We start from the raw sequence: 16,152 nt of genomic DNA, 5'->3' as shown, positions 1-16,152 counted from the left end.
TGTATTTAACCAGCTAGTCTTTCAGAACAATACAATAACTTATATTTTAAACAGTTCAATTTTTGCTAGCCAAAAAATATCTGATTTTAAGAATAGGAGTCTTGTTCTAACTATTTGGTCAGTTTTGTTTCTAGAAGATTTAGTTATAAATCTTGCCTTGGAATTAGTAAAGTCTAATGAATATTTATTGTCAATGTCTTTTTGTTTGTCAGAAAAGAATGAAATCACATCGTTTGTAGCGGTCCATTTTCCTTTACCGTATTTATTGACCTCGGCAGGAGTACCATTTTTAATTTTAGAATAATAGTGAAAGGAAAATGTTCCGTCTTGCGATAATGTTAATTCGTATTCAAGTGTATTATTGTCCTTAGTTTCGATAGCAAGTTTATAATCGCCACTCACTTTATCAGTCTGTGCAAAAGAGGTCAAACTTGATACTAAAATTAAAAATGTAACTATTGTTTTCATATTGTTTTTATTCATGATTGGTAAAATATTTTGATTTATTTTAAAGATAAAAGGTCTATTTGAGTTCTTGGTTTTGCAAAATCATCCTAGATACAAGGCCATTTTCAAATTAAGGCAAATACTCAAATCTCATTTAGAGGCTGTTAACTCTAATGTTCATTATTGAATTTCGAAGACTTCAATCAATTCAGTGTTTTCAAAATTCGTTTTATTAATCTCGTTGTTATTAATTAAGATTTTATTTTCGAAAAAAATATTCTCAGGATATTTAACAATATTATTTTTAAGTTCAATTCTGCATTTTGGGCAAAATTTGCTAGCAATAAAATCTTCAAAACTAGTTTTTTGATGATAAAGTAATTCCATATCAAGAACCAATATTTCACCGCAATATTTACAACAATAAGTTTCAAAACACAATCCAAATCCAGAAGCAATTACTATTGCACGAACATTATAAATCCCATCAATATTGAAATATTCACTCTTAAATCTAAATTGCTTTTTAGTCATAGTTTAGTTGTTTTTTGTTTGCTGATGAATAATAGACAGCTCTCCCTCGCTACAGGCAGTTTGGGATTAAATTAAGATTCATTCTCCGATTTGTTAAATCTAATAAACACAGAACTATAGTATAATGTCATCACGTGCTCAATTTTTTTATGCTTTAATTAATGGTTTTATTTTCGGTTTCCTTGTAAGATACATTAAACTGTCAAGTTTAAAATGAGGTTTTGGCGTTCCTCGTCTGTTGTAGTAACTTGAAGTGTCTTCGACAAAAGAGCAATATTTTATTTTTCCATCAAATACATTAGAGTAGTAATATTTGTCTTTACCAAGTAATTTGTATCTAAGTTTTGTTTTGTATTCACCTTCTTGAGGTAGTTTAGTGATGAATGAATTAGCTGTTTTGGGAGGGAAATCCTTGAGGAAATAACTATTACCACAAGTGCTAAATCTCCAATATTGTATTGGATGCCATTTTCCACTTTTCGCTTTAGCTTGTAGGATGCAAATAAAACTCCAATCTTGCATTTGAATACTTAGAGTATCTTCTGAATTATTTATTAGCCAAATCTGTTGCTGTCCTTTATTATTTATTTCATGAATAGAGTCAGCTTCTAATAGATAAGATTTCTTGTCTTTTTTTAGTTTTGCAAATTTTTGCTTAGTTGTCAATTTCTCCCAACCATCTGTCCAGTTAAGGTCAGTTGTATCTAGTTCTGCAGAACGTTCTCTTGCATAGTCTTCTGCAAACGAAATGAAATTTTTAGCTTTATTGTTTGAATCCACAAGAATTACAAACCCGCTTGGAAGTCCTTGAATATTGGGAATTTGTTCATCTATTCCATGTTCATACCAAGCCGAAGTCATTTCTCCTTTTTTACAGTCGAAAATTTCTTCTGCTTCAACTTTGCTTTCAGGAAGATTCTTTTTACAACCTGTAATAAAAATTAAAACTATTATTATGCTGATATACTTTTTCATGATATATATTGTAGAGGGAATTTAATAAAGCCAAATTTATAAATCTATATATACTTCCAAATACAAAACCATTTTTTCCATTTAGCTAATTGTCCAAATCCGTTAAAGTTTCTTTTGGTAGAATTTTTTTAACTAATTATATCTGTACATTCAAAAAAATGTATTTTTTGGTTTATAAAATAATATCTCCTTCCGCCCCAAGCGTTCTCTGGTCCAATGTAATATGATTCTTTTTTTCTAATAACTTTATATTGTCTTTTTCCTTTTTCATTATAAATTGCACAATTACCTTTATCTATGAAATAGTCAAAGTTGATTAAACTATTTAATTCATTTTGTTCGAGTACTTTATAATTTATTAGTATTGTGTCTTTTGTTTTAATTCCATTTTGTACTACTTTATAAATTGAGTCAACTATTTTCAAGTTTTTATTGTGAAATTTATAACTTAAATCATCTTTTTCAGATTCAAGAACTAATTTTTTAAAGTTTTTACGTGCTTGATTTATTCCTATTAAATAGTCTTTAGCCGAGATACAAATTTTTGCATTTTTAAGTTGGTATATTACAACTTTTTTATGTTTAAATTTTTTAATTTTTAATGTGTCGTTGGCATTAACTTTAGTTTCATATTCTTGACTATAAAACGTCAACGAAATGATTAGGTGAAGTATGAGTAATATTTTTTTCATAAAATGCTACTGTGTTGTATATAATTCTGACTAATTTCTCCTTTTCGACCCAAAATTAAAGAGATAGTTATAATTTTAAATCAAACTTCATTTTCCCAAATATAACCGTTTTCTTTCAAAAAAATATAAAAATTTTCTGAAAAAGTATGGCATTTTTGTCTGTTGCTAACACTACTTCTAATTTCCCATTTCTAATTTCCCACTTCGCATGAGGGATGGGAGCGGCATCCTCTTGGGGCGGGGTTCGCCCCAAGAGATATAGCGTACAGCGCGACCCCGATGGAGCACTGTCGTGTTTTTAGCACGGTCGTGTACATCGGGGTCATGCCCAAATAAAAAAGGGTATTATTTATAGCAATTGCTTACTAACGTACTGGCAACTTGCTTTGATGGATTCCATAGGGTTGGGAGAGTAGTTGGTTTCTTGCTCCACAAAAAAGTGCTGCATGCCTGAGGCTTTGGCTTGTGCAAAAATGGCTTTGAAATTGATATTGCCTTCGCCAATTTCGGCATTCCAAGCGGGATTGTTTTTGTCCCTATCTTTAACGTGCCACATGGTGAAGCGGCCAGCGTGGTTTTGAAACAACTGCAAAGGGTCGTTGCCTGAGCGCACTACCCAATACAAATCCAATTCAAAATCGACCAATTTCTTGTCGGTTTCTTGCAGCAAAATACCATAACCGGTTTGGTCACCAAATTTCGTGAATTCAAAATCGTGGTTGTGGTAGGCCAGTTTGAGTCCAGCTTTTTTACACAAAAGTGCGGCTTCGTTGGCTTTTTGGGCGATGCGTTTGTAATCGTCCAATTGGCTGCGTAGAGCGTCTTCTAGCCACGGAATCACCACGTATTCGCTTCCCAACTGATTGGCGCACTCGATGGAGGCTTTGAGGAAGTCGGCATTGTTGTCTTTGATAAACGTTTTAAAATCATAATGTCCGCTCGGCGCTTTGAGTCCGTTGTCGGTAAGAATTTTTTTAAAGTCTTTGGGGGATGTGCCAAAAAAGCCTTTTTCGCCTGCAAATCCGTAGGTTTCAACTTCTTTGTAGCCAGCTTTGGCAACGTGTTCTAGCACGCCTTTGACATCTTTGGAAAAGGCTTCGCGCAAGGTGTACAATTGAATTCCGATGTTTTTGGGTTTTGCCGCAAAGGCTAGGGAAGGAGCTAGGGCAACGGCGCCCAAGGCCAACCCACTATTGATGATGAAATCTCTACGCTTGATCATGGTGGTTATTTTTAGGTGTTAAATATCACAAATGGCGATGGCTTGTTGCAAAGCGGCCATTTTATCTTTTTGTTTCGGCATAAATTCTTGTCCCACAAAACCTGTAAAACCAGTGGCTGCAATGGCTTTCATGATGGCGGGATAATGAAGTTCTTGGGTTTCGTCGATTTCGTTGCGACCCGGCACGCCCGCTGTGTGAAAGTGGGCAATGTACTGATGGTTTTCCTTGATGGTGCGAATCACATCGCCTTCATCAATTTGCATGTGATAGATGTCGTACAAGAGTTTGAAATGTGGCGAATTGATTCTTTTGGCCAATTCTACGCCCCAATAGGTTCTATCGCACTGGTAATCTTTGTGGTCGATTTTGCTGTTGAGCAACTCCATTACTAAGGTTACTTGGTGTTTTTCGGCCAACGGAATCAAGGTTTGCAAGCCTTTTACGCAATTGTTCCAGCCTTCTTCATCGGTTTTGCCTCTGCGGTTGCCGCTAAAGCAAATCAGGTTTTTATAGCCCGCCTGAGCCACTAACGGAATCATAGCGGTGTAATTCTTTATGAGTTGGTCATGGAATTTAGGGTCGTTGAATCCGTCTACGAGATTCAATTCGGCACCATTGCACATGGTTGATACTAATTGGTGTTTTTGTAGAATAGGCCAGTCTTTGGGACCGACCAAATCAATGCCAGTTATTCCCATTTTCTTTGCAGCTATGCAAAGCGCTTCGAGTTCCATATCGCCAAAACACCAGCGCGCTACCGAATGGTTTATTTTCCCTTTAGTGATAAAATTGGAACTATCGGATGTGTCAGACACCGCCATAGCCGAAAGCGACGACGGAATTCCCATAGCTACAGTTCCAGCAATTAGGCTTTTTAGAGCGGTTCTTCGATTGAAATGATCAGGCATCTTGCGAGGGAGTATTAGTGATTGGCTGCAATTTTTTGCTTTTCTTTAAAGAAGATAAAAAACAGCAACGCAATTCCTGCTGCAAACAAACAAGGGAAAATCCAAACCGTATTCCAATTGTGAATGCCTTCTCCAGCACTGTTTTGGTCCACAATTTGTCCCGCAACGTAGAAACCAATGTACATTCCAACGCCATAAGTGGCAAGTGTAATCAAACCTTGAGCGGAAGATCTAATAGAAGCGCCCGCTTTTTGATCGGTGTAAATTTGTCCTGTAACAAAGAAAAAGTCATAGCAAATTCCGTGCAGTGCAATTCCTAGATAAATCATCCAAATGTTTTGCTCCACATCGCCATAAGCAAACAGTAAATAACGAACTACCCAAGCCAACATCCCGATTAACAACATTTGTTTGATACCAAAACGTACAAAAAACAAAGGCATTAGAAACAAAAATACCGTTTCCGACATTTGTCCAATAGTCATTTTGGCTGCTGCGCTTTCAAGACCAATTTCATTCAAGAATTGATTGGCTTGCCCATAATAAAACGCCAACGGAATGCAAATAAGAATTGAAGCGATAAAAAACACTAAGTAATTCTTGTCTTTTAAAACATTCAAAGCGTCTAAGCCCAAAGTTTCGGCGATTGACACTTTTTGTCCCGCTTTCGGAGGTGGCGTATTCGGTAAGAAAAAACAAAATATACCAAACAAAAGCGAAACTATAGCCGAAACATAAAAAGTAATATTCAATCTGTCTGGTGTAGCTTCCCAAGCCATAGCGCCAATCACTAATCCAGAGGCAATCCAACCAATGGTTCCCCAAACACGAACTTTTGCAAACTCTTTTTCAGCATCTTTCATTTGATTCATAGAAATCGAATTGACCAAGGCTAAAGTGGGCATAAAAAGAATCATGTACAGCAATAACAAGGTATAAAAAGAATCAAACGTAGATTTAGTCGATAACAAATAGAGTAGTACCGAGCCTATACTATGCAAAACTCCTAGAATCTTTTGTGCTGAGAAAAATTTATCAGCAATCATCCCCACAATAAAAGGGGCTATAATCGCACCCAAACATTGTGTTCCATAGGCCAATCCGGTTTGTGCTCCTGTTGCTGCTATAATTCCTTTTGTTAAATAAGTACCCATGGTAACAAACCAAATTCCCCAAATGAAGAAATTAATAAACATCATGGACGATAATTTGATTCTAATAGTTGTAGTCATATTTTAGGTGGTTTTTGGGTTAGTGGTTAGTAGGTGAGGGCTATTTACAGCCAGTTGTGGTTTCCATAGTATTCCATTCCTTAATTAGAATGTTGCGGTACCATACATTGTCTCCGTGGTCTTGCAAGGCAATTTTTCCTTTTTTGAAGGTTCCAAATCCAGGCCAAGCTTTGAATTTACTTCCTGCTACCAATGCTTTAAATGCATCATCCCAAAGCACTGTTTCTATGATGATTACACCATTCAAGACGTAAGTCAATTTGCCGTTTTTACAAACTACTTCTGCGGTATTCCATTCGCCTACAGGTTTTACAGGTTCCGATTTACTCTGAATCAAATCATACAAATCTCCCGCGCGGTGTTTGGTGATTTTTCCATCAGGATGTCCGTCATTGTCCAACACCTGCATTTCCAAACCAGTTTCATAGGTGTTTTTGTATTTCTGTGGATTTTCATTGATGTAAAAAATGATTCCACTGTTGGCTTTTGGGGCCACTTTCCAATCCACTTTCAAGTGAAAGTTTTCGTATTCTGCATCGGTTACGATGTCGCCTCCTTGACCATTTTTGGCGGCTTCGGGGTCAAAATGCAAGACACCGTCTTCTACTTTCCATCCTGCCCCCACGGTAGTTTTCCCGTAAGTATGCCAACCCGTTGTTGTTTTTCCGTCAAAAATCGGTTTAAATCCTTTTTGTGCTTGTACGGTTTGAGCGATTACCAAAACCATAAGCGTTGTTACTATTTTTTTCATTTCAATTGATTTTTTTTAGTTCATTAATTATTTGGAGCGGTTAGGAAAAGGCTTTTTTGTTATCAAAGTCCCGCTGTCCGCTATATCTTTGCTTTTTCTGTAAAAAAAGCAAAGGATGCCGCTACCATCGGGGCTAGAGAGCCACAACTTGAATTCTTGGCTACAAGCTTAAAAACTCAAATTCTTCCAACCTTCTCTGTAATTTCGTTTTACAAATTGGTTCACCTCGTCCACATTGGTTACTTTTTTGGCGGTATTGTCCCAAAGCAATTTTACCGAACGTCCCGGATACACATCTTCTCCCAATACTTCTTTGTACAAATCATAACCACGAACGGCAAGATTCGCCATCAATAAAGCTTCGGTCAACGGACCTGCAATCTCAAACGGTGAACTCAATTCTTTTTTGCCATAACCCGCAATGCAGCCTTCAATCCATTGTTTTTGGTGGCCGCTGGCCCCGTCTTTCACTCGAGGATATTTCTCGGCTATTTTTAGGTTCTCATTGCGACTCAAAGGCAATAATCTTGGATTTTCGCTGTAGGTATCGCAAATCATTTTTCCTTTGGTTCCAATAAACAAGGTTCCGTTTCCACCATCACCAAAGATTTCATTAGCGCCCAATTCCTCTGGACGTTCTGGCTGAATGCCTCCATCCATCCAATGTACTTTGACATCGCCTTTGGTTTTATCAGTTTTAGGAAAAGTCAATATCACGTGGCTCGACGGCGGACAACTATCAGGGAAATACCCTCTTTTGAATTCATCCACATACACAGAGCCCACGCTACATTGCACATCTTTCGCATATTTCAAATTCAATACAGAAAATGGCGCTTCTAGCAAATGGCATCCCATATCGCCCAAGGCACCAGTTCCATAATCCCACCAACCACGCCAGTTGAATGGCACTAGTTTGTCGACATAATTTTTGTATGGTGCAGTTCCTAGCCACAAATCCCAATCCAATTCTTTTGGAATGTCGGCTTTTGCCGTAGACCACGGAATTCCTTGTGGCCAAACGGGTCTGTCGGTCCAAGCGTAAACGGTGTGTACATCACCAATCAAATCGGCTTCAAACCATTCTTTTAGCAATCGCGTACCATCATTCGAAGACCCTTGATTTCCCATTTGTGTCACCACTTTATAGCGGCTTGCTGCCTGAGTCATCATGTGCGCTTCATAAATGTCGTGTGCCATTGGCTTTTGCACATACACGTGTTTGCCCAATTGCATGGCTGCAAACGCTTGAATCGCGTGATTATGATCGGGTGTTGAAACCGAAACGGCATCAAAATTTTTATGCTCTTTATCGAGCATTTCACGCCAATCTTTGTAGAATTTTGCTTTTGGCAAGGCCTTTACGCTATTGGACGCTCTACGCGTGTCAACATCGCATAAATAAGCTACGTTGGCTAATCCGCTTTTTTCAAATGAAGCAATATCGGACTGGCCTTTTCCGCCTACACCAATACTCGCAATAAGCAATCGGTCACTTGGCGCTACAAAACCTCTTCCCATTACATGACGTGGAATAATCATAAAGGCTGCCGTTGCAAGTGCGCCTTTTTTTAGAAAATCCCTACGAATGGTGGATTCGGGCTCTTTTTTGGGGTTAAAATCTTGATCCATAGATGGGTTTCAATTTATTTTTTCAATGATAGAATGTACTTCGCAATTTTTTTGGCATCGTCTTTTTTCAATGCACCGTGAGCAGCCATTGGAATAGCGCCCCAAACTCCTGAACCTCCTTTGATAATTTTATCCGATAAATAATTGATGTTTTTGTCATTCATTGGATATTTTTTGGCAATATCTAAATACGATGGGCCAATTACTTTTTTGTCAATTTTATGGCAAGTAGCGCAGTCTTGTTTTGCGATTAACTTTTCACCTTCTGAAGGTTGTTCCATTGGAACTACTTTGCTTTTTGGAATGAGTTCATAATCAGAAAAAGCGCTCAAAACACTTACACTAATAATGGCTGCTATTATTTTAATTTTCATTTTTCTTGCTTTTATATTTATAATCCTAAATTTTTTCTGTTCAATTCGGTATTGGTACTGACTGCTGCAAAATCATCAAATGCTTTCTCGGTGACTTTAATGATATGCTTTTTGATGAATTCGGCGCCTTCTCTTGCACCATCTTCTTGATTCTTCAAGCAACATTCCCATTCCATTACGGCCCAACCTTTGTAATTGTACTGTGCCAATTTGCTAAAAATGGTTTTAAAATCGATTTGACCATCGCCAGGCGAACGATAACGACCCGCGCGATTGAGCCAACTTTGATAACCTCCAAAAGTGCCTTGTTTTCCGGTGGGATTGAATTCGGCATCTTTTACATGAAACGCTTTAATTCGCTCGTGATAAAAATCGATATACTGCAAGTAATCCAATTGTTGCAATACAAAATGCGAAGGATCGTACAACAAACAAGCCCGTTGGTGATTATTGACGGCTTTCAAAAACATCTCGTAAGTTTCGCCATCAAACAAGTCTTCGCCTGGATGAATTTCGTAGCAAACATCGACACCATTTTCGTCAAAGGCATTTAGTATGGGCAACCAGCGTTTGGCCAGTTCTTTGAATCCTTCTTCAATTAATCCTGGAGGACGCTGTGGCCAAGGATGAAAATATTGCCATAACAAAGAACCACTAAAGGTTGCATGTGCATCTAAACCTAGATTTTGAGAAGCCTTGGCGGCATAATGCATCTGTTGTACTGCCCATTCTTGTCTAGCTTTAGGATTAGCGCGTACATGAGTAGGAGCGAACCCATCAAAAAAATCATCATAAGCAGGATGAACAGCAACCAATTGCCCTTGTAAATGAGTCGATAATTCAGATATTTTTAGTCCGTAAGAAGCAACTTTACCAGTAAGTTCATCTGCATAGGTTTTGCTTTCGGCAGCTTTTTGTAAATCGATAAAGCGAGCGTCCAAAGTTGGAATTTGAATCCCTTTGAATCCCAAATCAGCCGCCCATTGACAAATACCGTCTAATGAATTAAAAGGAGCTTCATCTGAGATAAATTGAGCTAAAAAAACGGCTGGCCCTTGCATTGTGGTCATTTCTATTGATTTAAATTTTAAATTCGGTCCATTTTTGAGTCGAACGCCCTGAGGCAATCACATTTTCTATAAATGCCATACCGCGCACCCCATCCGAAACGGTTGGGAAATCAAGCATTTCAGCAGTAGGCTCTTTACCTTCTAATTGGGCTTGAAGGGTTAAGGCGAAGTTTTTATACAAATTAGCAAAAGCTTCTAAGTACCCTTCTGGATGTCCGCTTGGGATTCTGGTATTAAATGCAGCTATGGAGGATGCATAACCATTTCCTGTTCGGTAGATTTGTGCTGGAGCATCTAGCCATTTTACGATTAAAGTATTTGGTTTCATTTGGTGCCATTCAAGGCCACCTTTTTCGCCATACACTTTAATTTTAAGACTGTTTTCTTCACCAGCCGCAATCTGACTAGCCACTAATACTCCATTGGCACCATTGTCAAATTTGAGCAAGACATTGCCATCATCGTCCAATCGTCTGTTAGCTACAACGGTATTGATATCAGCGCAAAGTTGGATGATTTTTAATCCTGAGATGTATTCGGCTAAATGAGCGGCATGGGTTCCAATATCGCCCATACAACCACTAATTCCACTTTTTGAAGGGTCGGTGCGCCAAGCGGCTTGTTTGTTGCCTTCCTTTTCAAATGAAGTGCTCAACCAACCTTGAGGATATTCTACCATAATTTTGCGAATAGCGCCCAATTGGTTATCGGCAATCATACTTTTGGCTTGTTTCACCATAGGATAACCAGAATAGGTGTGTGTAAGACACAATTGCAATCCGGTTTCCTTTACTTTTTGTGCTAACTTCTTGGCTTCATCAAGGGTTAGTGTTATGGGTTTGTCTAAAACAACATGAAAACCGTGTTCTAGAGCCAACATAGCAGGTGCAAAATGTGCGTGATTGGGCGTTACAATCGATACAAAGTCCATTCTTTCGTTGGGCGGTAATTTTGCTTCGGTGGTAATCATTTCTTCGTAAGAACCGTAACATTTATCTTTGGGTAAAAACAAAGCCTGACCTGATTCTATCGATAATGCAGGATTGGAGCTAAACGCACCACAATGCAATTCAATCAAACCATCAATGTTTGCGGCAATACGGTGTACTGCTCCAATAAAAGCATTTTTACCACCGCCAATCATTCCCATTTTTAATTTTCTCATGCTTGACAATTGGTCTCTATATATTTTTCTTTTTCAATTCTTTTACGGCATAATCACAAGCTCTTGCTGTCAAAGCCATGAAGGTCAATGATGGATTTTGACAAGCTACAGAAGGCATACAAGAACCATCTGTAACAAATACATTGCTCACTTCATGCATCTGATTCCATTTATTCAAAACGGATTCTTTTGGGTCATTCCCCATACGTGCCGTTCCCATTTCGTGAATAGCCATACCTGGGAAACAGCCATTATCATAAGTTTTAATGTTTTTCATCCCTGCCGCTTCAAGCATTTCGGCAGCATCATACATCATGTCTTCACGCATTTTGGCTTCATTTTCTTTGTATTCACAATCGATGGCCAAAACAGGTTGTCCCCATTTGTCTTTTTTTGAATGGTCGATATAGACTTTGTTTTCGTAATAAGGCAACATTTCTCCAAAACCTCCTAGACCCATAGTCCATGAATCTGCTGGTCTTGACATCGTTTCTTTAAAATCACCACCAAAAGCCAATTCAGCGACTTCTTTGTGCCAATTCCCTCTACTGGCGCCTCCTTGGTATCCAAAACCTCTAAGATAATCGCGTTTATCACCATTAAAATTTTGGTATCTTGGGATGTAAATTCCATTGGCGCGTCGTCCGTAAGTGTATTTGTCTTCAAAACCTTCGGCAGTTCCTTCTGCACCACATCTAAAATGATGATCCATTAAGTTGTGACCTAATTGTCCGCTGCTATTACCTAAACCGTTTGGATGTGCCTCAGATGTAGAGTTTAACAAAATGAAAGTAGAGCCTAAAGTAGAGCCATTTACAAAAACAATTTTGGCATAGAATTCCATCGTCTCATTAGTCTCAGCATCAATAACCATAACGCCTTTGGCTTTTTTGGTGTCTTTGTCATAAATAATATGATTGACAATCGAGTAGGGGCGAACGGTTAGTTTTTTGGTTGCCATAGCTGCAGGTAAAGTCGCAGATTGGGTACTAAAATAAGCCCCAAAAGGACAACCTCTGCTGCATAAATTTCGGTACTGACAACTGCCTCTACCGTTATGAGGCACAGTCAAATTGGCTGTACGACCAATTGTTAGAATTCTAGATTTATTATAATGTTTTTCGATACGTTCTTTCACTGATTTTTCAACGCAATTCAAATCCATTGGGGGTAAAAATTGTCCGTCGGGTAACAAAGGCCAACCTTCATTTTGCCCACTAATTCCAGCAAATTTTTCTACATAATCATACCAAGGTGCAATATCTTTATAGCGAATCGGCCAATCATTACCATGACCGTCTCTAGCATTGTCCTCAAAATTATGGTCACTCAAGCGGTAGCTCTGACGCCCCCACATTAGGGATTTTCCTCCCACATGAAAACCTCTGTACCAATCAAAACGTTTATCTTCGGTATAAGGACATTCTAAATCATTGACCCACCAACTTTCAGTAGCTTGATTGTATGGGTAATCACGGATTTGTACCGGATGCGTTCGTTTTTGTTCTTCGGTCAATTTACCGGCATATGGAATTTCCCAAGGCGCTTTCATTGCCGAATCGTAGTCTTTGATGTGTTCGATGTTTTTTCCACGTTCGAGCATTAGCACTTTGAGGCCTTTTTCAGTTAATTCTTTGGCTGCCCAACCACCACTTATTCCTGAACCTATAACGATTGCGTCATAAGTGTTTTGCTTTTTTAAATCGGTATTGATATTCACGAGTTGCTTTTTTTTGAATTAATACTAAAATAGAATTCCAGTCTTTTTCTAGGTAGCCCAAGCTTTTTGTCCTGGTTTATAGGGAGCGCTACCATCATATTTTCCGGGGATTGGTAAATATTCACGAGCTTGAGTACAGCCAATTTCGGAAGAGAAATAGCATAAAATGGTCAAATCTCTAGCAATTAAAAAGAAGGAAGGTTCTTTGTTACTATCGATAGCTTCTTGCTTCAAATCATTCATCAAATTGATTTTTTCTTCATTTGACAAAGCCAAGAATTCTTTGTTGAATTTTGTTTTAGCTTTTGCCAACATGGCCTCATATCCATTTTTGAAAACCGTTTGTAGTTTTGGAGGATAACAATCTTTAATAATCAATGGAATCAATGCTCCAACACCGGCAGCTTTTGCACCAGGAGAACTTGATGTAGTGGGCAGAATTATATCCGCAAATTCAGCTAAAATCTCTTCTTCAGAAGCTGAATACAAATAAGGACTTTTTCCTGGTTCGTAAACGGTAAAGCTTTCAAACAAAACGCCCATTGTCGTTGCAGAAATGGCTCCTCCCATTAAATAGGCAACTTTTTTTAATGCTTCTCTTCTGTCCATTTTGAATACTATTTAAAAAAATCGGTTATTATTAATGAAAAATATAATTATCAATGTATTACAATAATAAGTAAAAAAATGACAAATTCTTTTTTATGATAAAAATTTAATGTCATTAATGAATATTTGTCAATGATTTTTTCGATTCTTTTAAAAATTATGAAAGAATTGAAGTTCTAAGGGATATTGAGTACGATTTATTAATTTTTTTAAGACAACTAATCATTTTAAAATGCAATTAAAAAATAAAAAAAACTAAATGAAATAGAATTTTACTTGTTAAAATATATTATGAAAAGCTGAAAAAGAATTTCATTGCGTTAAAATGACATTTTATAAATCACTATACTTTATCAAATAATTGAATTTGGCTTTTGAGACGTTCAATGAGCATATTCATCATTCGCTTATTCAAATTAGAAGAGTTTTGAATATACGTTTGGTATTCTTCTGAAGTAAAAAGTCCGATGACCATACCTTTGAGAGCATTTCTAAATTTGATATCTTTTTGAATGGCATTTTCAATAGAAAGTAACTTCTTTTCGACGGATAACGAATAAAAATCTCTTTTATTTTTGTTGATATAGTTTTCTAAAGAAGCGACAAACAAATCATTTTGAAGTTTTAGAATAGGACGAAGTGTTTGATTTTGAAAGACTTCCTCGCTTGAGGATTGATAAGTTATTGTTCCAATGGCTTCACCTCTTAATTCTTTTAGAAGAAGATCTCTTTGATTCATTGTTTTTTCTTTAAAGTTAATCAAAAAGTGGTTAGGTAATTTCTTAAATTTGGAAATAAACCTAAAAAAATGAGATTTCACACTAGAAAATGGGTTAAACCCGAAGATTTAAATCCAAACGGAACGTTGTTTGGTGGCCGATTATTGGCTTGGATTGACGAAGAATTGGCGTTGTATACGATTATTCAACTCGAAAACTCCCGAATTGTAACCAAATACATGTCAGAGATTAATTTTACAAGTTCGGCACGACAAGGAGATATTATTGAAATTGGAATTGACGTGGTGAAGTTTGGTACCACTTCTTTAGTTTTAAAATGCGAAGCCAGAAACATGATGACACGCGAAACCATTCTTACTATTGATAAAACCACAATGGTAAATCTTGGAGAAGATGGAAAACCAAAGGCTCATGGGAAAACTCAAATCGAATATGTTAAAAACAGACTATAAAAAAGGGACACAAATTACAGTGTCCCTTTTGTTTTTTTAACGGGTAATTGATAATCGAGAAAATTATTTTCAGAGGGCATTTCATATACTTCTAAATGAAAATATTTTACAGAAGCAATGACATGATCAAAGATATCTGCCATGATGTACTCGTAATTCTCAAATCGCTTGTCTGTTGAAAATGCATATACTTCGAGTGGAACTCCTTGTGCGGTCAATTGTAATTGTCTACATAACATGATCATGTTTTTATTCAGACCAGGATGCTGATGCAAGTATTGATTGATGTATTTTCTAAACAACCCCAAATTGGTCATGTTTCTTCCGTTAATGGCCAAACTTTTATCTACGCCATTAGCCCGATTGTACCTATCAATTTCAGCTTTTCGAGATTCGATATAAGGTCTGATAAGTTCAATTTTTTGGAGTTCTTCCAATTCTTTATCCTCAAGAAAACGAATGGTACTCGCTTTAATTAAAATGTGTCTTTTGATTCGTCTTCCATCTGATTTCAACATTCCTCTCCAGTTATGAAATGAATCAGAACTCAAACTATAAGTCGGAATTGTTGTGGTGGTATTGTCAAAGTTTCTAACTTTTACGGTAGCCAAATTGATTTCAATCACATCACCATCGGCGCCATAACGATCCATCGTGATCCAATCTCCAATGCGAACCATATCGTTGATAGCCACTTGAACACTAGCAACAAAACCTAAAATAGTATCTCTGAATATCAAAATGATAATAGCTGATACTGCTCCAAGAATGGTGAGCATCTCTTTTTGACTGATACCAAATAACTTTGAAATAATGACAGATATCCCAAACATCCAAAGCACAATCATGATTACTTGCATAAAGCTATCAATAGGTTTATCGCTGTATCTTGGAATATGCTTTAGATATTCTTGTGTGGTATTCAATATGGTTCTAATAATCCAAAGAACGAGTAAAACGATATATACGCCCACTAATTTTCCGAATATATCTTCCCAATAATCGTAGCGTTCTAAGATGATTGGTACCGATTTATAAATCAAAGAAAAAGGTATTAATTGTGCGATATAAATCACCGTTTTGTTCGAAATAATCAAATCATCAAACTTAGTTTTTGTTTTTAATGCAATAACAGCCATTGCTGTAACAAACAAAAAACGAAAAAACATGTAAATAGTGTAGGTAAGAAAAATCAAAATAATGATGTTCAATACCAAACTCAAATATGAAGAAAACGAATAACCTAATCCCCATTTTCTAAAAATAGGGTAGAGGAAATTAAAGAGTTGTTCTAAGGTTTTACTCATTACTTAAGTATTTCTTTTCGATATAAAAAGTGCCAAACGGAATCAATGAACCTAAAATGATAATAGTAAAAGTAGGGAAGGACCACTTTTGGGCTTTTTTCAACAAAACAGCTAGCAATACATATCCAATAAACAAAACACCATGACTCATTCCTATTGGATACAAGAGGGTTTTGTACAAATCCATATTGTTGGGTTTGATAAACAACATATTAGCTAATAAAACTAAATAAGAACATCCTTCTAAAATGGCAGTAATTTTGAATAATTTGAGCATTTTCTAAATTTAAGTAATTTTTATTGTGTCAAAATTAAGGATTC

The 16,152-nt window shown here is 36.9% G+C and carries 18 protein-coding genes; 1 reads left to right on the top strand and 17 read right to left on the bottom strand.

Going from position 1 to position 16,152, the window contains the following annotated elements:
• Nucleotides 1-39 precede the first annotated feature (39 nt).
• The 15 genes from ACZ1AQ_RS12330 to ACZ1AQ_RS12260 form a co-directional block, all read right to left on the bottom strand.
• A complete protein-coding gene (locus tag ACZ1AQ_RS12330; protein WP_489633193.1) occupies nucleotides 40-468 on the bottom strand; it encodes a hypothetical protein in 429 nt (142 codons plus the stop codon).
• 159 nt (nucleotides 469-627) lie between these two features.
• Complete coding sequence (locus ACZ1AQ_RS12325; RefSeq protein ID WP_489633192.1) at nucleotides 628-981, bottom strand: hypothetical protein; 354 nt, start codon at nucleotides 979-981, stop codon at nucleotides 628-630.
• A 147-nt stretch (nucleotides 982-1,128) separates the two neighbouring features.
• Nucleotides 1,129-1,956 (bottom strand): hypothetical protein, encoded by an 828-nt coding sequence (locus ACZ1AQ_RS12320; RefSeq protein ID WP_489633191.1) that lies wholly within the window; start codon nucleotides 1,954-1,956, stop codon nucleotides 1,129-1,131.
• 128 nt (nucleotides 1,957-2,084) lie between these two features.
• Nucleotides 2,085-2,648 (bottom strand): hypothetical protein, encoded by a 564-nt coding sequence (locus ACZ1AQ_RS12315; protein WP_489633190.1) that lies wholly within the window; start codon nucleotides 2,646-2,648, stop codon nucleotides 2,085-2,087.
• A gap of 349 nt (nucleotides 2,649-2,997) precedes the next feature.
• Complete coding sequence (locus ACZ1AQ_RS12310) at nucleotides 2,998-3,870, bottom strand: sugar phosphate isomerase/epimerase family protein (RefSeq protein ID WP_489633189.1); 873 nt, start codon at nucleotides 3,868-3,870, stop codon at nucleotides 2,998-3,000.
• A gap of 18 nt (nucleotides 3,871-3,888) precedes the next feature.
• Entirely contained in the window at nucleotides 3,889-4,779 is an 891-nt protein-coding gene (locus ACZ1AQ_RS12305) for a hydroxypyruvate isomerase family protein (protein ID WP_489633188.1), read from the bottom strand.
• A gap of 14 nt (nucleotides 4,780-4,793) precedes the next feature.
• On the bottom strand, nucleotides 4,794-6,011 hold the full coding sequence (locus ACZ1AQ_RS12300; RefSeq protein ID WP_489633187.1) for a nucleoside permease: 1,218 nt from the start codon (nucleotides 6,009-6,011) through the stop codon (nucleotides 4,794-4,796).
• Between the two features lie 40 nt (nucleotides 6,012-6,051).
• Nucleotides 6,052-6,762 carry a 3-keto-disaccharide hydrolase gene (locus tag ACZ1AQ_RS12295; RefSeq protein ID WP_489633186.1) on the bottom strand — a complete coding sequence of 237 codons (711 nt, stop codon included), beginning with the start codon at nucleotides 6,760-6,762 and terminating at the stop codon, nucleotides 6,052-6,054.
• A gap of 168 nt (nucleotides 6,763-6,930) precedes the next feature.
• The gene (locus ACZ1AQ_RS12290) at nucleotides 6,931-8,394 is read right to left on the bottom strand and encodes a Gfo/Idh/MocA family protein (RefSeq protein WP_489633185.1); all 1,464 of its coding nucleotides are present in this window, start codon (nucleotides 8,392-8,394) and stop codon (nucleotides 6,931-6,933) included.
• A 14-nt stretch (nucleotides 8,395-8,408) separates the two neighbouring features.
• Nucleotides 8,409-8,768: a c-type cytochrome gene (locus ACZ1AQ_RS12285; protein ID WP_489633184.1), complete on the bottom strand. Its 360-nt coding sequence runs from the start codon at nucleotides 8,766-8,768 to the stop codon at nucleotides 8,409-8,411.
• Nucleotides 8,769-8,785: 17 nt separating this feature from the next.
• Nucleotides 8,786-9,838 carry a sugar phosphate isomerase/epimerase family protein gene (locus tag ACZ1AQ_RS12280; protein WP_489633183.1) on the bottom strand — a complete coding sequence of 351 codons (1,053 nt, stop codon included), beginning with the start codon at nucleotides 9,836-9,838 and terminating at the stop codon, nucleotides 8,786-8,788.
• Between the two features lie 10 nt (nucleotides 9,839-9,848).
• Nucleotides 9,849-11,003 (bottom strand): Gfo/Idh/MocA family protein, encoded by a 1,155-nt coding sequence (locus ACZ1AQ_RS12275; RefSeq protein ID WP_489633182.1) that lies wholly within the window; start codon nucleotides 11,001-11,003, stop codon nucleotides 9,849-9,851.
• A 16-nt stretch (nucleotides 11,004-11,019) separates the two neighbouring features.
• Nucleotides 11,020-12,723, bottom strand: a complete 1,704-nt coding sequence (locus tag ACZ1AQ_RS12270; protein WP_489633181.1) for a GMC oxidoreductase — start codon at nucleotides 12,721-12,723, stop codon at nucleotides 11,020-11,022.
• Between the two features lie 48 nt (nucleotides 12,724-12,771).
• Complete coding sequence (locus ACZ1AQ_RS12265; protein WP_489633180.1) at nucleotides 12,772-13,332, bottom strand: gluconate 2-dehydrogenase subunit 3 family protein; 561 nt, start codon at nucleotides 13,330-13,332, stop codon at nucleotides 12,772-12,774.
• Between the two features lie 343 nt (nucleotides 13,333-13,675).
• Nucleotides 13,676-14,071, bottom strand: coding sequence for a glyoxalase (locus ACZ1AQ_RS12260; protein WP_489633179.1), 396 nt, complete (start codon nucleotides 14,069-14,071; stop codon nucleotides 13,676-13,678).
• 69 nt (nucleotides 14,072-14,140) lie between these two features.
• Between ACZ1AQ_RS12260 and ACZ1AQ_RS12255 the strand changes: the two genes are divergently transcribed.
• Nucleotides 14,141-14,524: an acyl-CoA thioesterase gene (locus ACZ1AQ_RS12255; protein ID WP_489633178.1), complete on the top strand. Its 384-nt coding sequence runs from the start codon at nucleotides 14,141-14,143 to the stop codon at nucleotides 14,522-14,524.
• 14 nt (nucleotides 14,525-14,538) lie between these two features.
• Here the strand turns inward: ACZ1AQ_RS12255 and ACZ1AQ_RS12250 are convergent, their stop codons facing one another.
• Nucleotides 14,539-15,831 carry a mechanosensitive ion channel family protein gene (locus ACZ1AQ_RS12250; RefSeq protein ID WP_489633177.1) on the bottom strand — a complete coding sequence of 431 codons (1,293 nt, stop codon included), beginning with the start codon at nucleotides 15,829-15,831 and terminating at the stop codon, nucleotides 14,539-14,541.
• Nucleotides 15,824-16,108: a DUF3817 domain-containing protein gene (locus tag ACZ1AQ_RS12245; RefSeq protein ID WP_489633176.1), complete on the bottom strand. Its 285-nt coding sequence runs from the start codon at nucleotides 16,106-16,108 to the stop codon at nucleotides 15,824-15,826. The genes ACZ1AQ_RS12250 and ACZ1AQ_RS12245 overlap by 8 nt, the downstream gene beginning before the upstream one ends.
• Between the last annotated feature and the right edge of the window lie 44 nt (nucleotides 16,109-16,152).

The sequence above is a fragment of the Flavobacterium sp. UM26 genome (assembly GCF_057922445.1).
Note: the sequence above shows the minus strand (reverse complement) of the source record. Positions and strands in the feature narration are given on the sequence as shown.